This is a genomic window from Pseudomonas sp. FG1, from assembly GCF_034313875.1.
Classification (GTDB): Bacteria; Pseudomonadota; Gammaproteobacteria; order Pseudomonadales; family Pseudomonadaceae; genus Aquipseudomonas; species Aquipseudomonas veronii.
On record NZ_JAVIWP010000001.1, the window covers coordinates 6,073,903 to 6,093,248 of the forward strand.

Below are 19,346 nucleotides of genomic sequence, written 5' to 3' on the forward strand. Positions count from 1 at the left end.
ACTGCCGGCCAAAACAACAAACCCCGCCTTTTGAGCGGGGTTTGTTGTTTTACAGCCTTACCACATCAGATCATCCGGGATCTGGTAGGCGGCGTAAGGATCATCCTCATCCGGCACCTGGCTTTCGGTGAGGATATTGAGCTGGACGATACGCTCCGGTGCGCGCTCCTGGATCTTCAGCGCCGCTTCGCGCGGGATCACCTCGTAACCGCCGGCGTGATGCACGATCGCCAGGGAGCCGTTGCTCAGCTTGTTGCGCATCAGCGTGTTGACCGACAGGCGCTTGACCTTCTTGTCATCCACGAAGTTGTAGTAGTCCTCGGTGGTCAGCTTGGGCAGGCGCGAGGTCTCGATCAGTTGCTTGACCTGGGCCGTGCGGGCCTTGGCCTCGGCTTTCTCCTGCTGCTGGCGGTTCAGCTCCTGGTCGCGCTTGACCTTCTCGGCCATGGCTTCCTGGGCCAGGCGTGCCTGGGTGTCATCGGCCTCGGCCTGGCCTTTGTGGACCAGACGTTGATGTTTCTGTTTCTCTTTGCCGACCTGCTTGGCCTGCTTTTGGTTGACCAGACCTGCTTTGAGCAACTGGTCGCGAAGGGAAAGGCTCATGGTGCTTACTCACTTAGGCAACTGCTCAACCGCAGCTGGACACGTTCTTTTCCTGGCGTTTGGCTTCGCCCCACAGGGCGTCCAACTCTTCGAGGGTGCAATCTTCCATGGATTGACGCGTATCGCGCAATGCCTGTTCGATAAATCGGAAACGTCGCTCGAATTTGGCATTGGCACCGCGCAAGGCGGTTTCCGGGTCGACCTTGAGGTGACGGGCCAGGTTGACCGCGGCAAACAGCAGGTCACCGACCTCATCGGCGATGGCCACTGCATCGTTATCGGCCATGGCTTCGAGTACTTCATCCAGCTCTTCGCGCACGTTATCCACCACCGGCAACGCAGCGGGCCAGTCGAAACCGACCTGGCTGGCGCGCTTCTGCAATTTGGCGGCACGGGACAGCGACGGCAAGGCGGTGGGCACATCGTCGAGCAGGGACAGTTGCTCGGGGGCGTCGGACTTTTCCGCGCGCTCCTCGGCCTTGATCTGCTCCCAACGCGTCTTGACCTGCTCTTCGCTCAACTGCGGGATATCCAGCGGCGCGTACAGATCGCCGGTGGGGAACACATGGGGATGACGTCGAATCAGCTTGCGGGTAATGCTGTCGATCACCCCGGCGAACTCGAAGCGCCCTTCTTCCTGTGCCAGCTGGCTGTAATACACCACCTGGAACAACAGGTCGCCCAACTCGCCTTGCAGGTGATCGAAGTCGCCGCGCTCGATGGCGTCGGCGACTTCGTAGGCCTCTTCCAGGGTGTGCGGGACGATGCTCGCGTAGGTTTGCTTGATGTCCCACGGGCACCCGTATTGCGGGTCGCGCAGGCGATTCATCAGGTGCAGCAGGTCTTCAAGTGAATACATCTTTCTATTCCCGATCAGGTATGAACACCGCCGATCAACTGTGGGAGGGGGCTTGCCCCCGATTGCGGTGGATCAACCAAGAATCTGGTACCTGACACTCCGCTTTCGGGGGCAAGCCCCCTCCCACCTTTCAGACTGTGTTCATCCAGATGCTCATGGGGTACGGTTGCGCCGCGTCTCGATGATGTTCGGCAACTGGGAAATCCGCCCCAGCAACCGCCCCAACGCGTCCAGCCCCGGAATCTCGATGGTCTGGGACATCAACGCGGTGTTGTCCTCCTGTTTGCTTGATGTCCCACGGGCACCCGTATTGCGGGTCGCGCAGGCGATTCATCAGGTGCAGCAGGTCTTCAAGTGAATACATCATTCTATTCCCGATCAGGTATGAACACCGCCGATCAACTGTGGGAGGGGGCTTGCCCCCGATTGCGGTGGATCAACCAAGAATCTGGTACCTGACACTCCGCTTTCGGGGGCAAGCCCCCTCCCACCTTTCAGACTGTGTTCATCCAGATGCTCATGGGGTACGGTTGCGCCGCGTCTCGATGATGTTCGGCAACTGGGAATTCCGCCCCAGCAACCGCCCCAACGCGTCCAGCCCCGGAATCTCGATGGTCAGGAACATCAACGCGGTGTTGTCCTCCTGTTTGCTTGATGTCCCACGGGCACCCGTATTGCGGGTCGCGCAGGCGATTCATCAGGTGCAGCAGGTCTTCAAGTGAATACATCATTCTATTTCCGATCAGGTATGAACACCGCCGATCAACTGTGGGAGGGGGCTTGCCCCCGATTGCGGTGGATCAACCAAGAATCTGGTACCTGACACTCCGCTTTCGGGGGCAAGCCCCCTCCCACATTCAGCCTGCATTCATCCAGATGCTCATGGGGTACGGTTGCGCCGCGTCTCGATGATGTTCGGCAACTGGGAAATCCGCCCCAGCAACCGCCCCAACGCGTCCAGCCCCGGAATCTCGATGGTCAGGGACATCAACGCGGTGTTGCTTGATGTCCCACGGGCACCCGTATTGCGGGTCGCGCAGGCGATTCATCAGGTGCAGCAGGTCTTCAAGTGAATACATCTTTCTATTCCCGATCAGGTATGAACACCGCCGATCAACTGTGGGAGGGGGCTTGCCCCCGATTGCGGTGGATCAACCAAGAATCTGGTACCTGACACTCCGCTTTCGGGGGCAAGCCCCCTCCCACCTTTCAGACTGCATTCATCCCGCTAATCATGGGGTACGGTTGCGCCGCGTCTCGATGATGTTCGGCAACTGGGAAATCCGCCCCAGCAACCGCCCCAACGCGTCCAGCCCCGGAATCTCGATGGTCAGGGACATCAACGCGGTGTTGTCCTCCTTGTTCGAGCGGGTGTTGACGGCCAGCACGTTGATCCGCTCGTTGAGCAGCACTTGCGACACGTCGCGCAGCAGACCGGAACGGTCGTAGGCACGGATGATGATGTCCACCGGATAGGTGAGCACCGGCACCGGGCCCCAGCTGACCTGGATGATCCGCTCCGGCTCGCGCCCGCCCAGTTGCAGCACCGAGGCGCAGTCCTGGCGGTGAATGCTCACGCCACGGCCCTGGGTGATGTAGCCGACGATGGCGTCGCCCGGCAGCGGCTGGCAGCAACCGGCCATTTGCGTCATCAGGTTGCCGACGCCCTGGATCTGGATATCGCCACGCTTGCCGGGCTTGTAGCCGGTGGCTTTGCGCGGGATCAGTTCCAGCTGTTCGTTGCCGCGTTCCGGCTCCACCAGTTGCTGGGCCAGGTTGACCAGTTGCGCCAGGCGCAGGTCGCCGGCACCGAGGGCGGCGAACATGTCTTCGGCGATCTTCATGTTGGCCTTTTCGGCCAGCTTGTCGAAGTCCACCTGAGGCAGGCCCAGGCGCGCCAGTTCGCGTTCGAGCAGGCTTTTGCCGGCGGCGACGTTCTGGTCGCGCGCCTGCAACTTGAACCAGTGGACGATCTTCGCCCGCGCCCGCGAGGTGGTGATGTAACCCAGGTTCGGGTTCAGCCAGTCGCGGCTCGGCGTACCGTGCTTGCTGGTGATGATCTCGACCTGCTCGCCGGTCTGCAGGCTGTAGTTGAGCGGCACGATACGCCCGTTGATCTTGGCGCCCCGGCAGTTGTGGCCGATCTCGGTGTGTACGCGGTAGGCGAAGTCCAGCGGCGTGGCGCCCTTCGGCAGGTCGATGGCGTGGCCGTCGGGGGTGAAGATGTAGACCCGGTCCGGCTCGATATCCACCCGCAGTTGTTCGGCCAGGCCGCCGATGTCGCCGAGTTCTTCGTGCCACTCCAGCACTTGGCGCAGCCAGGAGATCTTCTCTTCGTACTGGTTGGACCCGGCCTTGACGTCGGTGCCCTTGTAGCGCCAGTGCGCGCACACCCCCAACTCCGCCTCTTCGTGCATGGCGTGGGTGCGGATCTGCACTTCCAACACCTTGCCCTCGGGGCCGATCACCGCAGTGTGCAGCGAGCGATAGCCGTTTTCCTTGGGGTTGGCGATGTAGTCGTCGAACTCCTTGGGGATGTGCCGCCACAGGGTGTGGACGATACCGAGCGCGGTGTAGCAGTCGCGCATTTCCGGCACCAGCACGCGCACGGCGCGCACGTCGTAGATCTGGCTGAAGGCCAGGCCCTTGCGCTGCATTTTGCGCCAGATCGAATAGATGTGCTTGGCGCGGCCACTGATGTCGGCGTCGACGCCGGTAGCCTGCAACTCGGCGCGCAGCTGGCCCATCACGTCGGTGATGAAACGCTCGCGGTCGAGCCGGCGCTCATGCAGCAGCGTGGCGATCTGTTTGTATTGGTCGGGTTCGAGGTAGCGGAAGGACAAGTCCTCCAGCTCCCACTTGATATGGCCGATACCCAGGCGGTGCGCCAGCGGTGCATAGATGTCGAAGACTTCGCGGGCCACGCGGTTGCGCTTTTCGTCGTCGGCGGTTTTCACCGCTCGGATCGCGCAGGTGCGTTCGGCCAGCTTGATCAAGGCGACGCGCACGTCGTCGACCATCGCCACCAGCATCTTGCGCAGGTTTTCCACCTGGCCCTGGGTGCCCAGCACCATGGACTGGCGCGGGCTGAGGCTGGCGCTGATGGCGGCCATGCGCAGCACGCCGTCGATCAGCTTGGCCACCACGGAGCCGAAGCGCTGGCCCACGGTGGCCAACGGGATATGCCCTTCACGCACGCCGCGATAGAGCACGGCAGCGATCAGCGAATCCTGGTCGAGCTTGAGATCGGCGAGGATCTCAGCGATTTCCAAGCCGGTGCGAAAGCTCGAAGTGCCTTCGGCCCACAGGTTCTTGGCCGCATTGTCTTGCTGTTCAGACTCACGAGCGAACTCGCAGGCTGCTTTCAAGGCTTCACGGTCCAGTGCCGGGTCGACACTGATGGCATGATCCAGCCATGCCTCGAGATTGATACTGCCGTCGGTGTTGATCGGCTGGTGTGCTCTCACCTGTACCATCTTGCTTACCTTCCCTACGACGCACCTTCGATGCGCCAAAAATCATCGCTGACCTGCTTTATCACTAAAGCTCACACACTCCCTGGCAGGTCACGGCCCAGGAGAATGCAGGCCAGTCGGATTAAACGGGCATCCTAGCCCGCCTCAAATAACGCCATCGCCTCGACATGCGCGGTTTGCGGAAACATGTCGAGGATCCCGGCACGTTTTAGCCGGTAACCCTGCTTGACCAACTCAACCGTGTCCCGCGCCAGCGTCGCCGGATTGCAGGACACGTACACCAGGCGCTTGGCCCCCAGGCTGGCGAGCTTGCGCACAACCTCCAGGGCACCGTCGCGAGGTGGGTCCAAGAGTACCGCAGAAAAGCCCTGTTTGGCCCATTCCGCGTCAGTCAACGACTGGGACAAATCAGCCTGAAAAAACTGCACATTATGCAAATTATTGCTGACGGCATTCAGCGCCGCACGCTCGACCATGGCCTGCACGCCTTCCACCGCGACCACTTCGCGCACCTGGCGCGCAAGTGGCAGGGCGAAGTTGCCCAGCCCGCAAAACAGGTCCAGCACGCGCTCATCGGCTTGCGGCGCCAGCCATTCGAGGGCCTGGGCCACCATCGCCGCGTTGACCCCGGCGTTGACCTGGACAAAATCGCCCGGCCGATACGCCAGCTCCAGAGCCCACGGCTCCAACCGATAACCCAGGGCCTGGTCAGGCTCGACCGGCTCCGGCTGGCCCTCGCCATGCAGCCACAACTGGGCCTCATGGAAGGCGCAGAATTCTTTGAGGATCAGCAGATCGGCGTCGGACAACGGCGCCATATGGCGCAGCAATACGGCGATGGACGACCCGCTGAACAGCTCCACATGCCCCAATGCCTGCGGTTTGCTCAAGCGCCGCAGCATGTTGGGCAAGCGCTGCATGATCGGTTGCAAGGCCTGTACCAGCACCGGGCAATCGTCGATGGCGACGATGTCCTGGCTGGCCACGGCGCGAAAGCCCACTTCCAGGGTCTTGGCCTTGGCGTCCCAGCGCACCGCCACGCGGGCGCGACGCCGATAGCCCAGCTCCGGGCCACTCAACGGTGCCGCCCACGCCTGCGGTTCGACCCCTGCCACACGCGACAGTTGCTCGGCGAGCATGCGCTGTTTCAGGGCAAGTTGTTCAGCATGGGGCAGGTGCTGCACGCTGCAACCGCCGCAACGACCGAAGTGCGCGCACGGCGCCGGGCGCCGCAGTTCGCTGGGCTTGAACACACGCTCGGTGCGCGCCTCGACCACTTTGCCGTGGGCGCCCAATACCCGCGCTTCGACCTCTTCACCGGCCAGCGCACCGTTGACGAACCAGGTGCGGCCTTCAAAGAACACGATGCCACGGCCGTCATTGGCCAGGCGCTCGATGGTCAGGCGTTGCTTCTTGCCCACCGGAATCTGTGGGGTGCGGCTGCCGCCCGTCGGCTGGAAGCGCAGGCCTCTCTCATGCTTGGCCATCAGTTGGGTTCGTCGAAAATGCCGGTCGACAAGTAACGGTCGCCACGGTCACAGATGATCGCGACGATCACCGCGTTTTCCACTTCCTTGGACAATCGCAACATGCCGGCCACGGCGCCGCCGGAGGACACACCGCAGAAGATGCCTTCTTCACGGGCCAGGCGGCGCGTGGTGTCTTCGGCTTCACGCTGGGCCATGTCGATGATGCGATCCACGCGCGTGGCGTTGTAGATCTTCGGCAAATACTCTTCGGGCCAGCGGCGAATCCCGGGGATCGACGCGCCTTCCATCGGTTGCAGGCCGACGATCTGGATCGCCGGGTTCTGCTCCTTGAGGTAGCGCGAGTTGCCCATGATGGTGCCGGTGGTGCCCATGGAGCTGACGAAATGGGTAATCGTGCCCTGGGTCTGGCGCCAGATTTCCGGGCCGGTGGTGGTGTAGTGCGCCTCGGGATTGTCGCCGTTGGCGAACTGGTCCAGCACCTGACCACGGCCTTCGGCGGCCATGCGCTCGGCGAGGTCGCGGGCGCCTTCCATGCCTTCTTCCTGGCTGACCAGGACCAATTCGGCACCGTAGGCGGTCATCGCGGCCTTGCGCTCGGCGCTGCCATTGTCGGGCATGATCAGCACCATCTTGTAACCCTTGATCGCCGCGGCCATGGCCAGGGCGATCCCGGTGTTACCGGAGGTGGCTTCGATCAGGGTGTCGCCCGGCTTGATCTGCCCGCGCAGCTCGGCGCGCGTGATCATCGACAGCGCCGGACGGTCCTTGACGGAACCGGCCGGGTTGTTCCCTTCGAGCTTGAGCAACAGGGTATTGCTGGTTTCACCCGCCATGCGTTGCAAGCGGACCAGGGGCGTGTTGCCGACGCAATCGGCGATTGTAGGGTACTGCAAGGTCATGGCGTATTCGCAATCCAGACTGCGGGGCGAACATCATACCGGGAAAGCCTGGCGCGCCATATCACGCAAAGTGCGGTGCTTATGGCTTAAAGGCATAAGCACGCAATCAGCCGGTCACGAAGCGAGTCCATTCCTCGCGCGTCAGTTGCTCAATCAATTGCTCCTCGTCGTGCGCCCTCAAGGCTTGCACCTTACGCACCAGCAGCAGGTACGCGCCTTCGCTCATCTCCGCGCTTTCGACTTGCGCCTGCGCACGCTCCATTTCTCGATCGTATTGCCCAAGGCGCGCGTCGAACCGCAATCGGTATTTACGCGCCAGAAACTGCCGCCAGTATTCTGCTTGCACCAATAAAGCCGGCCAGTCGAACTGAGCTTCGGCGGCCACGATCATTCCGTGCATCCTGGTGATTGAGTTCGCATTGGGGCCACCCAGTGTCCTGGCCAAACGCTCTTCGAATCCAAGGGGTAAATCCAGGCTGTGCGCCAACGCAATGCGGCTGGCAAGGATCATGCTGCTCACCACATCCCACGTTTGATGGCGGTCGAAACGCAACACCATCTCATCGATGGCCTGCAACCGTTTCAGGGCTCGAAAGTAATTCAAGAGTGGCGCCGCATCACCGTCCGTGTCGCGGGCGAGCAGTTCGATCGGCAGGAACTCAAGCTCCAGCGCATTGAGTGATAACAGCCAGCCATCCACCCCGCGATTGAGCTCGAAGCGGTGCTGAAACAGGATCACGGCCAGTTGCTCGTTATGGGTTGCACTCTCGATCAACTGCCACACGCGGCGCGTCAGGTCTTCTCGCAGCGCCCGAAAGCCGGTGGCGATGAGCGACGGATAGGCCGCGATACATGCCAGCAACTCAAAAAAACGATCAGACATCGGGCGTTGCTGCAGTTGCGCCCAAAGTGCCTGGTAGTGGGGAACTTCAGCGAAAGGCAGCACCGCCAACCATGTGTCGGGGCGCGTGGATGCCGCTGCGGGCTGGGCGTCCAGGCCAAAATCGATATCCGCCTGCCCCGGCCACTCACGGTAGCGGCGCATCATTTGCAGGGAGCCCTGTGAAAGCGGGTTGCCTTGCAAATTCATCGCTCGATGAACATTTGGGTAAATGAACAAATCGAGGCTGGTCAAGATCGATATTCGATTGTCACGCAAATCAAAGACCTCCAGTGATCGCAAGATGGCGGCGCCAAGGGGCAGGCTTTCAATTTGCGTATTGCGCAGGTTAAGCACGCGCAACTTCGTCAACCCATGCAGCTTCAAACGCTGCCCCAGTCTCAGTGGGTTTACCGATAAATCCAGTGTCACCAGGCTGGTCATTTCAGCGAGCAGTATTACGTCCCCCAGTTGAAGCTTGAGCCGATTATTCGAGAGGTTGAGCAGCGATAAATAGCCCAGCTGTGCCAACCCGACGGGAAGGCGCTGCAGATGATTACCGTTGAAAAACACCCAGCGAAGCTGCGGAAAACACCTGAAAAAACTGGTTGGAATGGTTTCCAGCCGATTGTTTTTCAGGCTCAACAGTTTTACATGACCGAAATAGGCGCCCAGCGGCGGCAAATCATTTAATGCCAAGTCATCCAGGATGAGTTCATACGGTACCCCGCGAACGGAGTCTTCTTTAGCCCAGCAGCGCTGAATGCGCGCAGCCGCCTCACGTTGTGCGGGCAAGTCCTCGGGCTTACCCTGTCGGCACCATCGTTCAAGGTTGGCATTCAAGACGGCGCGCTCTCTGAACATGAAGTTGATCGCGCTTTCCCGCTCTCGGACGGAATCACTCAGGCCCTGGAGCAGCGCGAAGGCCTGCTCATCGGTTTTCGCCGGAAACAGCTGCCGCAGCTTGGCGACGTGTTCACGGTCCACCGGCCCCCAATGATCACCGCCGCTCAGCGGGTAACCCATGCGCCCATCCGCCAGGCGCCGTGGCGGGACGTACCAGGGGCGTCGCTGTGGGTCGAACAGGCTGAGGGCGCGTTGCGAACGCTGTTCGATCTCCCGGCGCAGCGCATCGTGGGTGTAGTGCAGCGCTTCACGTTCAGTCGACGGTAATGCGTCCAACAGCACCGCCAGGAACGCCCCGGGACGCCCGGTCGGTTGCCGTTCACCGTTCGCTTGAAGAATGTAGGCCTGATAATCCACGTCGACCGCTTCCAGTATCCGTCTGAGCGCGCCGTCGACCGGGCCGATGCTATCGATCAGGCGACCGCGCTCCCACACCTCGACCCGCAGGTGGTTCGGCCATCCGTCGATGTCCGGCAATGTATGCAGGATCAGTCTCGAGGTGTCTTCACTCGCTGCAGCCGGCAGATACAATCCCTCCAGCGCCCTGATCTTGCGCGCGACGCTCACCCGCCAACGCGCGGCCGACATCAGGCTCAAGGGGATGCGGCCGGCCTGCAGGCTGAGGCGCTCCTGCGCGGTGACGTCGCGCACCAGTTCTTCGGCGAGTGCCGCCGTCAAACTGGGAAAATCGCGCTGCAGCACCTGCGCCAATGGATCGCCCGATGGCTGCTGTTTTTGGCCCAGCGCCTTGAAAAATAGGCGCTCCATGTGAGGCCGGTTGCGCGCGACCTCGGCCTCGAGCACCGCGACCTGCTCGGCGCGGGTGGTCGCCGCCGGCCCCACCAACGTTTCGGCGCTTTCGACACCGACCTCGCCGAGCAGCCTGTCGAAAAAATCCCGCCCCGTATCCACGCCGGTGTTGATCCGTTGATGCCGCATGAAGCGCTCGACGGTCTCCACCACGATTGCCGGCGCGCGCTCATTGCGCAGATGTATCCGGCGCAGGACGTCCGCTGTCACCCCGCTGATCTGCTGAATCTGCTCAATGGCATCCGCCGGCACTGCGCGGGTAAACGGCCCCAGGCGCTGGAACGCCTTGGCGCCGTCCCACGTCAGCGGGTTTTCCCATTCGTGCCGCCAGGCGCCGGCACCGTTGTGGCTCAACAGCGGGGCATACGCATCGTTCAGGGACGGGTGCAATAGGCGCCATGGCTGCTCCGCCACCTTGAAATAAGCATCGTCCAGCCACAGGTAGCGCTCCGCCCCCAGGTGGTAAAGGCCAAGGGCATCGGGCTCTGCGGCGATACGGGCGGTATCGACGTGACTGACGTAGTGCGCGATCTCGCGCCGGTCGGGATAAAACGCGCCATCCGGCGCACGATGGCGCAACAGGGCGCGAGCGACCTGACGCCGAAAGTCGGCAACGCTGTGCTCCGCGCTCAAGCCGAGTAGACGCCGGTCATCGTCGGACAGCTGGCGCATGATCGCCAGATAGAAACCGTTGGCACCACTCAGCATGGCGCCGGTGCGCGACTCACGGTGGTAATACGGCGAAAATCGCCCTTGGCCCTGATCAATGACCACCACGCTGCGGTCCTGTGCCCCCTGCGAAACATAGGGCAGCGCTTGCGTGGCCGGGCTGACGAGCAACGCCTGGGCGCTGCCGTCGCGCAGCACGCTGTGGGCGAAATGCGCGGCCCAATCCTGGGTTTGCCGGTCGAATCGGCGCGGATGAAAAAGCCCATCGACGATGGCTTCGCGGCGCGTCACCAGGCGTGCGGCGCGCAATGCGTCATAAAGCGCCTCGGGTTGCAGTTGCGACTGCAGCAGCTGGGTTTGCTGATGCTCCGATAACGGGTGTTCGCGCAACACCTCGAGCAACCGCGCCATGCTCAGTTCGGGGTGCAAGGCCCGTAGTTGGGTAATCACCGCCGGTATGGGCTGGTCGGGGCTGACGCGCTCGGGCAACAATTTGAGTACCGATGCACTGGCACCCACCGCGTCAGCACGGCAGGTGTCGGCAAACCGCGTGAGCGCGTCAAACAGATCGTTCCTCAAGGCCTTGGCTTTCGTCGCCAATTGCTGGCGAAGCAACTGCGCGTCACCCGAAACAAGCGCCGGCACCAACGCCACAATGGCCTGTGCCACATGGGCGGTGAAGCGGCGCGGCGTGGCATAGGCGAACTCATGATTTTCCAGCGCGGTCAGCGTAACCACTGCCGTTGTCGCACGCGTTGCCTCCTTATTGTAGCGACGCACCTCCAGGCCCTGATGGTCTTCAATGCTCAACGACATTCCCGCCGGCCAACCCTCCAACTGAGTGAGCAGCGGCGCCATGACGTCCAGCGCGTCGACGGGCGCGGGGCGGCTGGGGTCGGCGTCTGCGGCCAGCCAATCGATCAGCCGGTCGGCGCGCAACCGATGCACGGCGTCGACCAAAGACGCCGACGCCGGCGCGCCCTCCCATACCTGGTTCAAGGTCTGTGCCGAGGTCGCGCTCGTTTCGAGCAAAATCTCGATTTGCCGTGGCAATACGTCCTGGCTGCCGAGCATTCTTTCGAGCACCTGCGGGCTCGACAGATGCCGGTGTTCAGGCACGGCGCTGTAGCGCTGGGACAAGCGTTGATACAAGTGCTGATGGCGACGCAGCACGCTGCGCCCCAAACGCGTATGCAATCGACCACTGATCAGTAAATCGGCAAGGTCGGCAAACCCCTGGAGCAATTCGGCAGGCTCGCCGAGCAGCGCCTGCCGCCCCCCTTCGACCAACGCTTGCTCCATCGCTATGAACATCGCAAACGCCCTCACCCGCCCCAACCCTTTTAACGCCCCCGGCACCGGGATCAGCAGCACATCGAGGATTTCACCGATCAGGGTCTGGAACAGCTCGATCATGGTGGGCATGAAACCGGGCGTCTGGTGCGCCAATTCCTGCAGATTGGCACGACTGCGCTCGCGATAGAAATCGTTCAGGCTCAGCGCCGGGGACTTTTGCACGACGTTGCGCACATAGCCGACTTTATCGACGATGTTGACGCTCGGAATGACACGGGCCAGCCAGTCGACCAGTTTTTCCAACCCCTCAAGGTCGCGACGCGGCTGCGCGGTTTTACCGATTTGCTTGAGCCGCGCACAGTCACGCAGCCACATGATCTGATACAGCCAATCGACCCGCCCCGCGCGGTAGGCCGCATGAAACTCCGCATGAAACACCTCGCAGGCTTGCCGATGGCTGGCATGATGACGCAGCGACCCGCCGGGGCGATTCGGGATAAAACTGAAAGCCCCCTTGCAACCGCTGACGGAAAAAACGATGTGGGGAATGCTCAAGCTGTCGCCGGGAGGCTGGCCGGCGTAATGCCCGACCAAGCCGATCGATTGTGGCAACCAACTGATGTTGTCCGTCCCATGGGGCACGAAAAGCAGCATTTCCTCTACGCGCTCCCAGCGCGCTTCTCCCGCCAGCGCACGTTTCACCTGCTGATATTTGTCCCGGTCGACGCGGCTGGCTTCGGTGTTTCTCAAGGCCTCGATGAGGGCGAACTCAAACTCGGCATTCGCCAACCGCATGATGCTGCTGCCCAGCGAGGCGTTGGCCTGCAGCGCCTGGTCGAGACGGCGACGCAGTTGCCCGCCGAGATCGAGCCGGCGCACCAGCGCAATGAATTCGCCGGCGGTCGCGTTGATGTTCCTGTCGAGGTAACTGGCATCGGCCAGGCCGGTGCGGCCGGGGTAGCTCCAGCCGGTCAGGCCGTCATAGTTCATACAGGCGGCGTCCCATAAGGTCACGCTAGAGATCTTGATCTCATCACCTTTCAATTCGCGCCGGACGCGACCGGAGTGCTTGAGGTAGCGGGTATTGATCTTCGCTACCTTGGGGTCGATGTACTGGCCGGTCAGGGTTATCAACGCGCTGCGCAACGACTCCAGGGCATGTAGCTCGAACGCTTCGGTGAGTTGGCGGATGCCCTGCTCCATGGTGTGCTGCGCATCGATCCAGGCCCTTTGCAGGCGCACGTACTCACGTTTTTCGGCAAGATCGAGCCCGCCGAGAAGGCCGTCGAACTCGGCTCTCAAGCCATCCAGGGCCTGCAGGACTGACCACTCCAGGCCGGCCATCAAGGGTGCGCGCTGCTGCGCGATAAAAGCGCTCAGCGTGTCCTGCGGTGTGGGGGTAATCGGCTCGCTCATGGCTCTGCTCCTGAAAAGCTCAGCCTATCGCCTCGCCGTCAGCGTCTCAGGTAGCTATGTAGCGCCATGGATCAGCTGTGGTTCTTGTCGAAAACCGCCAGCCCCATCGCCGCAATCTGGCCCTCGATCAACGCATCGAAGGGTTTGAGTAACGGCTCGAAAGAAGTGGGCGCCTCCAGCACCTGCAACGCCTGCACAATCGCCTCCACCGTCGACAAGGCGCCGGGGCCCGGCGCCTTGCGCAGCCGGTAGCGCGAGACGGCGCCCGCGGCCAGCGTCACCCTGGGCAGCGCCGCCAGCAGCGGGTTGAGGTGCAACAGCTTGCGCGCCTTGCGCCAGGTGCCGTCGGGGACCACCAGCAACAACGGCCCGTCGCTCGGCCCATAAGCCTGCAGCGGCTGGGCATCGTCTGCCGGAAACAACAGGCGCGCCTGATAGCCGGGCGGGTTCAGCAAGCTCGGCAGATCGTCGAATACCTCGCCCACCACCAACTGCGCATTGTTCAAGCCCAACGCCGCCAACCGCGCGGTATTGAGCGCATGGTTGACCTCGCTCGGGTGCTGCAGCAGCAACACGCGGGTGCGGCTGTCGAGGCTGGGGATCAGCGCGCACAGGCAATGGGTGGCGGGCCGCAGGCAACGGGAACACTGGGGTCTGGACATGGTTTTTCAGGCCTGGTTGAGCTGGGTTTTGAGCAAGTCGCGAAACGTCTGGATCAGCGGCTCGCGGCTACGGCCACGGCGCATGATCATCGAGAACGGCGCCTGGTAGCCGAAGGTCGCCGGCAGCAGCACGCGCAGGTCGCCCTTGTCGGCCCAGGCCTGGGCGTAGTGTTCGGGCAGGTAGCCGATGTAGGCGCCGGACAGCACCAGGATCAGTTGCGCCTCCATACTTTCCACGGTGGCGGCGCTGTGCTTGAAGCCGTGGCGCGCCAGTTCCGCCTGGCTCCAGTAGCCGCGCCCGACCATGCGCTGCTGGGTGATCACCTGTTCGGGGATGCGCCGCTCATTGAACAGCGGGTGCCGGGTGCTGCAATACAACCAGTGTTGTTCACGGTACAGCGGCATGTAGATCAGCCCGCTCATGCGGTTGGAGAACGCGCCGATGGCCAGGTCCAGGCGGTTGTCCTGCACACCCAGTTGCAGTTCGTAAGGGCTCAGCACCGACAAATGCAGGTGCACCGCCGGGTGTTCCAGGCTGTAGGCGCCGATCACCTCGGCGAACGGCAGGGCCTTGTCGCTGACAGTGGAGTCGAGCACGCCGAGCTTGAGTGTGCCGCGCAGCTCGCCTTTGAGCGCGGCGGCGTATTGCTCGAAACCTTCCAATTCGCCCAGTAGCCGCAGAGTCTCCTGATGGAACAACTCGCCCTTGCTGGTCAGGCTGAACCCGCCCCGGCCACGGTGGCACAGCACCAGGCCCAACGCCGATTCGAGCTGGCTCATATAGGTGCTGATCGCCGAGGTCGACAGGTTGAGCTCGTGCTGCGCATTGGCGAACCCCTGGTGACGCACGACGCTGACGAAGATGCGCAGGAGTTTCAGGTCAGGCAAGGCGTTGGCCATGGTCGGCTCCGGGGAGGTGATCGCAGTAGTCTACCTGCCGGCATTAGTTTAGAAAAATCTGAACTAAGTATTTGCCTCTGCCGATTCTTCCCACCCCGGGCTTTTCGCAGAATCGGCCGCTAATAAACACAACACGATGAGGCAATCCCGTGGACAAGATTTTCCACCAACCACTGGGCGGCAACGAAATGCCGCGCTTCGCCGGCATCGCCACCATGATGCGTCTTCCCCATTTGCAATCGGCCAAGGGCCTGGATGCGGCCTTTATCGGCGTGCCGCTGGACATCGGCACCTCGCTGCGCGCCGGCACCCGCTTCGGCCCCCGGGAAATCCGCGCCGAATCGGTGATGATCCGCCCGTACAACATGGCCACTGGTGCCGCGCCGTTCGATTCGCTGTCGGTGGCCGATATCGGCGACGTGGCGATCAACACCTTCAACCTGCTCGACGCCGTGCGGATCATTGAAGAAGCCTACGACGAGATCCTCGAACACAACGTCATCCCCATGACCCTGGGCGGCGATCACACCATCACCCTGCCGATCCTGCGGGCGATCCACAAAAAACACGGCAAGGTCGGGCTGGTCCACATCGATGCCCATGCCGACGTCAACGACCACATGTTCGGCGAGAAGATCGCCCACGGCACCACCTTCCGCCGCGCAGTGGAAGAAGGCCTGCTCGATTGCGACCGCGTGGTACAGATCGGCCTGCGCGCCCAGGGCTACACCGCCGAAGACTTCAACTGGAGCCGCAAGCAAGGCTTTCGCGTGGTGCAGGCCGAAGAATGCTGGCACCACTCCCTCGCGCCGTTGATGGCCGAAGTGCGCGAAAAAGTCGGTGGCGGCCCGGTGTACCTGAGCTTTGACATCGACGGCATCGACCCGGCCTGGGCGCCCGGCACCGGCACTCCGGAAATCGGCGGGCTGACCACTATCCAGGCGATCGAAATCATCCGTGGCTGCCAGGGCCTCGACCTGATTGGTTGCGATCTGGTAGAAGTTTCGCCGCCTTACGACACCACCGGCAACACCTCGTTGCTGGGCGCCAACCTGCTGTACGAAATGCTCTGCGTACTGCCCGGCGTGGCGCACCGCTGATGAGCACCCATGAGGTGTTGAAAGCGGCGGCCGACCTAGTGTCGGCCTTCGCACGCAACGACCGCGAAGCTTACTTCGGCGCGTTCAGCGCCGATGCCAGCTTCGTGTTCTACACCCTGCCCCAGCCTCTGCTCAGTCGCGATGCCTACCAGGCATTGTGGGACAGCTGGCGCCGGGACGAGGGGTTCGAGGTGCTGTCCTGCGTCTCGAGCAACGCCGTTGTCAGCCTGCAGGGTGATGTGGCGATTTTTATGCATGACGTGGCCACCGAGCTGCGCATGAACGGGGAGCAATTCAATAGCCAGGAACGCGAGACCATTGTCTTCAGACGGCAAGGGTTGGACGTACAACAAAAACAAGGCCTGTGGCTGGCCTGTCACGAACATTTGTCCGCTATGCCGGAAGGGCTGCCGCCCCCTTAGCCAATGTGATCGGAGCTGATCATGAATAATAAAAACAACGAAAACAGTATTCGCAAGATAGAAACCAACGGGGTCGAACAGATCCCGGACCATGAACGTACCGCCGGGCCCAAGGATCTGTTTCGCCTGATCTTCGGCGGTGCCAATACCTTTGCCACAGCGGTGCTGGGTGCCTTTCCGGTGCTGTTCGGCCTGTCGTTCCAGGCCGGTGTCTGGGCGATTGTGCTGGGCGTGCTGGTGGGTGCGCTGATCCTGGCGCCCATGGGCCTGTTCGGGCCGATCAATGGCACCAACAATGCTGTGTCGTCCGGGGCGCACTTCGGTGTCCACGGGCGGATCGTCGGCTCGTTTCTGTCATTGCTGACGGCGATTGCCTTCTTCTCACTGTCGGTGTGGAGTTCGGGCGATGCGCTGGTCGGCGGTGCGAAGCGGCTGATCGGCCTGCCGGAAACCGACCTGACCCTGGGCCTGGCCTACGGCGTGTTTGCCATCCTGGTGCTGACGGTCTGTATCTACGGCTTTCGCTTCATGCTGTGGGTCAACCGCATCGCGGTGTGGGCGGCGAGCCTGCTGTTTCTGTTGGGGATCTTCGCGTTCGCGCCGACCTTCGACAGCCACTTCGCCGGCAGCGTGGCCCTCGGCCAGAGCGGTTTCTGGGCCGCGTTTATCGGCGCGGCGCTGGTGGCCATGAGCAACCCGATCTCCTTCGGCGCGTTCCTCGGTGACTGGTCGCGCTACATCCCGCGTGAAACGCCGAAAATTCGCATCATGCTGGCGGTGGTCGCGGCACAGATCGCCACCTTGATCCCGTTCCTGTTCGGCTTGGCCACCGCGACCATCGTCGCGGTCAGGGCACCGGACTACATCGCGGCCAACAACTACGTCGGCGGCCTGCTGGCGGTGGCGCCGAGCTGGTTCTTCCTGCCGGTGTGCCTGATCGCGGTGATCGGCGGCATGTCCACCGGCACCACGTCGCTGTATGGCACGGGGTTGGACATGTCCAGCGTGTTCCCGCGCCTGCTGTCGCGGGTCAAGGCCACGCTGCTGATCGGGGTGATGTCTATCGCCTTCATCTTTATCGGACGTTTCGCCGCCAACCTGGTGCAGAGCGTGTCGACCTTCGCGGTGCTGATCATCACCTGCACCACCCCGTGGATGGTGATGATGATCATCGGCCTGATCGTGCGTCGCGGCTTCTACTGCCCGGACGACCTGCAGGTATTTACCCGCGGCGAACGCGGCGGGCGCTACTGGTTCAGCCACGGCTGGAACTGGCGCGGCCTGGGAGCCTGGATTCCGAGCGCGTGGGTGGGGCTGTGCTTCGTCAACCTGCCGGGGCAGTTTGTCGGGCCATTGGGCAACCTCGCCGAGGGCATCGATGTCAGCCTGCCGGTGACATTGGGGCTGGCCTCGGTGGTGTACCTGAGCTTGCTGCGCCTGTTCCCGGAACCGGCTGCCGTGTACGGCCCTACCGATCCACGCAGCGAACGCACGGACGTGCGCGCTGAACCGGCGCTGCAAAAAGCCGCCTGATTTCCATAAAAAAATAATCGGAGACCCGCCGTCATGGCTTTGGATTTATTCGTCGTCCTCATCTACGCCGCCGGCATGCTCGTGCTCGGCTATTACGGCATGCGCCGCGCCAAGACCCACGAAGACTACCTGGTCGCCGGGCGCAATCTCGGCCCGTCGCTGTACATGGGCACCATGGCCGCCACGGTATTGGGCGGCGCGTCCACCGTCGGCACCGTGCGCCTGGGGTATGTCCACGGCATCTCCGGCTTCTGGCTGTGCGCCGCGCTGGGCATGGGGATCATCGCGCTGAACCTGTTCCTGGCCAAGCCGTTGCTCAAGCTGAAAATCTTCACCGTCACCCAGGTCCTGGAAAAACGCTACAACCCCATGGCCCGCCAGGCGAGCGCAGTGATCATGCTGGCCTACGCGCTGATGATCGGCGTGACCTCGATCCTGGCCATCGGCACCGTGCTGCAGGTGCTGTTCGGCCTGCCCTTCTGGATTTCGGTGCTGCTCGGCGGTGGCGTGGTGGTGATGTACTCGACCATCGGCGGCATGTGGTCGCTGACCCTGACCGACATCGTGCAGTTCGTGATCAAGACCGTCGGCCTGATGTTTATCCTGCTGCCGATCTGCCTGTACCGCGTCGGCGGCTGGGACGAACTGGTGGCCAAGCTGCCAGCGTCGAACTTCAGCTTCACCGCGATCGGCTGGGACACGATCATCACCTACTTCATGATCTACTTTTTCGGCATCCTGATCGGCCAGGACATCTGGCAACGGGTGTTCACCGCCCGTGACGAAAAGGTCGCCCAGTACGCAGGCACTTTCGCCGGTTTCTACTGCATTCTCTACGGCCTGGCCTGTGCGTTGATCGGCATGGCGGCCCATGTGCTGATTCCCGATCTGGATAACGTCAACAACGCGTTCGCCGCGATCGTCAAAGTGTCGCTGCCCGATGGCATTCGTGGGTTGGTGATTGCGGCGGCGTTGGCGGCGATGATGTCGACGGCCAGCGCCGGCTTGCTGGCGGCGTCCACCGTGTTGACCGAGGACCTGCTGCCACGTTTGCGCGGCGGCAAGCAGTCGAGCCTGAACATCAACCGCCTGTTCACCCTGCTGACCGGTATCACGGTGCTGGGCATCGCGCTGGTGGTGAACGATGTGATCAGTGCCCTGACCCTGGCTTACAACCTGTTGGTGGGGGGCATGCTGATCCCGCTGATCGGGGCGATCTTCTGGAAGCGCGCGACGACTTCGGGGGCGATTACGTCCATGACCCTGGGCTTCGTGACGGCGTTGGTGTTCATGTTCAAGGACGGCTTGGACGCGAACACGCCGATCTACTACAGCCTGGCGGTGGCGTTGGTGAGTTTTGTCGGGGTGAGCCTGTTGTCGCGCCGGCCTGAAACGGAACCGGCGCGGGCCGCCTGAACAAGCACG

Annotated in this window: 12 protein-coding genes and 5 pseudogenes; 4 read left to right on the forward strand and 13 right to left on the reverse strand. The window is 62.4% G+C overall.

From position 1 onward, the window contains the following. Positions 1–57 precede the first annotated feature (57 nt). The 13 genes and pseudogenes from RGV59_RS27915 to RGV59_RS27960 all read right to left on the reverse strand — a co-directional run bounded on the left by RGV59_RS27915 (position 58) and on the right by RGV59_RS27960 (position 14,866). Positions 58–603 (reverse strand): DUF2058 domain-containing protein, encoded by a 546-nt coding sequence (locus tag RGV59_RS27915; RefSeq protein WP_017845310.1) that lies wholly within the window; start codon positions 601–603, stop codon positions 58–60. Positions 604–628: 25 nt separating this feature from the next. After that, a complete protein-coding gene (gene mazG, locus RGV59_RS27920; protein ID WP_017845309.1) occupies positions 629–1,462 on the reverse strand; it encodes a nucleoside triphosphate pyrophosphohydrolase in 834 nt (277 codons plus the stop codon). Positions 1,463–1,615: 153 nt separating this feature from the next. After that, positions 1,616–1,750, reverse strand: a pseudogene (locus tag RGV59_RS31875) (hypothetical protein); the annotation flags it as partial. Next, positions 1,743–1,826 (reverse strand): annotated as a pseudogene (locus RGV59_RS27925) (nucleoside triphosphate pyrophosphohydrolase); the annotation flags it as partial. The pseudogenes RGV59_RS27925 and RGV59_RS31875, both read right to left, overlap by 8 nt. A 153-nt stretch (positions 1,827–1,979) precedes the next feature. Continuing rightward, positions 1,980–2,114 (reverse strand): annotated as a pseudogene (locus tag RGV59_RS31880) (hypothetical protein); the annotation flags it as partial. Beyond that, positions 2,107–2,190: pseudogene (locus RGV59_RS27930) on the reverse strand (nucleoside triphosphate pyrophosphohydrolase); the annotation flags it as partial. The pseudogenes RGV59_RS31880 and RGV59_RS27930, both read right to left, overlap by 8 nt. A gap of 152 nt (positions 2,191–2,342) precedes the next feature. Beyond that, positions 2,343–2,462: pseudogene (locus tag RGV59_RS31885) on the reverse strand (hypothetical protein); the annotation flags it as partial. A gap of 232 nt (positions 2,463–2,694) precedes the next feature. Further along, positions 2,695–4,938 carry a GTP diphosphokinase gene (gene relA, locus RGV59_RS27935; RefSeq protein WP_017845308.1) on the reverse strand — a complete coding sequence of 748 codons (2,244 nt, stop codon included), beginning with the start codon at positions 4,936–4,938 and terminating at the stop codon, positions 2,695–2,697. A gap of 134 nt (positions 4,939–5,072) precedes the next feature. Next, positions 5,073–6,425 (reverse strand): 23S rRNA (uracil(1939)-C(5))-methyltransferase RlmD, encoded by a 1,353-nt coding sequence (gene rlmD, locus RGV59_RS27940; protein ID WP_046382479.1) that lies wholly within the window; start codon positions 6,423–6,425, stop codon positions 5,073–5,075. Beyond that, positions 6,425–7,327 carry a cysteine synthase CysM gene (gene cysM / locus RGV59_RS27945; protein ID WP_017845306.1) on the reverse strand — a complete coding sequence of 301 codons (903 nt, stop codon included), beginning with the start codon at positions 7,325–7,327 and terminating at the stop codon, positions 6,425–6,427. Before cysM ends, rlmD begins: the two co-directional genes overlap by 1 nt. A gap of 106 nt (positions 7,328–7,433) precedes the next feature. Then, entirely contained in the window at positions 7,434–13,304 is a 5,871-nt protein-coding gene (locus RGV59_RS27950) for an NEL-type E3 ubiquitin ligase domain-containing protein (protein WP_126585479.1), read from the reverse strand. Positions 13,305–13,375: 71 nt separating this feature from the next. Continuing rightward, positions 13,376–13,966: a tRNA-uridine aminocarboxypropyltransferase gene (locus RGV59_RS27955; protein WP_126585480.1), complete on the reverse strand. Its 591-nt coding sequence runs from the start codon at positions 13,964–13,966 to the stop codon at positions 13,376–13,378. A 6-nt stretch (positions 13,967–13,972) separates the two neighbouring features. After that, a complete protein-coding gene (locus RGV59_RS27960) occupies positions 13,973–14,866 on the reverse strand; it encodes a LysR family transcriptional regulator (protein WP_017845303.1) in 894 nt (297 codons plus the stop codon). Between the two features lie 149 nt (positions 14,867–15,015). On the opposite strand from RGV59_RS27960, the gene speB reads away from it, so the two are divergent. Genes speB through RGV59_RS27980 form a run of 4 tightly spaced genes read left to right on the forward strand, consistent with a single transcriptional unit; the run spans position 15,016 to position 19,337 of the window. Next, positions 15,016–15,966: an agmatinase gene (gene speB / locus RGV59_RS27965; RefSeq protein WP_017845302.1), complete on the forward strand. Its 951-nt coding sequence runs from the start codon at positions 15,016–15,018 to the stop codon at positions 15,964–15,966. After that, positions 15,966–16,388: a YybH family protein gene (locus RGV59_RS27970; RefSeq protein ID WP_057003843.1), complete on the forward strand. Its 423-nt coding sequence runs from the start codon at positions 15,966–15,968 to the stop codon at positions 16,386–16,388. The genes speB and RGV59_RS27970 overlap by 1 nt, the downstream gene beginning before the upstream one ends. A gap of 21 nt (positions 16,389–16,409) precedes the next feature. Next, a complete protein-coding gene (locus RGV59_RS27975; protein ID WP_126585481.1) occupies positions 16,410–17,921 on the forward strand; it encodes a purine-cytosine permease family protein in 1,512 nt (503 codons plus the stop codon). A gap of 33 nt (positions 17,922–17,954) precedes the next feature. Next, on the forward strand, positions 17,955–19,337 hold the full coding sequence (locus tag RGV59_RS27980) for a sodium:solute symporter (protein WP_126585482.1): 1,383 nt from the start codon (positions 17,955–17,957) through the stop codon (positions 19,335–19,337). Positions 19,338–19,346: the final 9 nt, after the last annotated feature.

Coding starts and splice junctions, on each gene's coding strand:
- RGV59_RS27915 (WP_017845310.1), bottom strand. CDS start 603: ATGAGCCTTTCCCTTCGCGACCAGTTGCTCAAAGCAGGTCTGGTCAAC.
- mazG (WP_017845309.1), bottom strand. CDS start 1,462: ATGTATTCACTTGAAGACCTGCTGCACCTGATGAATCGCCTGCGCGAC.
- relA (WP_017845308.1), bottom strand. CDS start 4,938: ATGGTACAGGTGAGAGCACACCAGCCGATCAACACCGACGGCAGTATC.
- rlmD (WP_046382479.1), bottom strand. CDS start 6,425: ATGGCCAAGCATGAGAGAGGCCTGCGCTTCCAGCCGACGGGCGGCAGC.
- cysM (WP_017845306.1), bottom strand. CDS start 7,327: ATGACCTTGCAGTACCCTACAATCGCCGATTGCGTCGGCAACACGCCC.
- RGV59_RS27950 (WP_126585479.1), bottom strand. CDS start 13,304: ATGAGCGAGCCGATTACCCCCACACCGCAGGACACGCTGAGCGCTTTT.
- RGV59_RS27955 (WP_126585480.1), bottom strand. CDS start 13,966: ATGTCCAGACCCCAGTGTTCCCGTTGCCTGCGGCCCGCCACCCATTGC.
- RGV59_RS27960 (WP_017845303.1), bottom strand. CDS start 14,866: ATGGCCAACGCCTTGCCTGACCTGAAACTCCTGCGCATCTTCGTCAGC.
- RGV59_RS27970 (WP_057003843.1), top strand. CDS start 15,966: ATGAGCACCCATGAGGTGTTGAAAGCGGCGGCCGACCTAGTGTCGGCC.
- RGV59_RS27975 (WP_126585481.1), top strand. CDS start 16,410: ATGAATAATAAAAACAACGAAAACAGTATTCGCAAGATAGAAACCAAC.
- RGV59_RS27980 (WP_126585482.1), top strand. CDS start 17,955: ATGGCTTTGGATTTATTCGTCGTCCTCATCTACGCCGCCGGCATGCTC.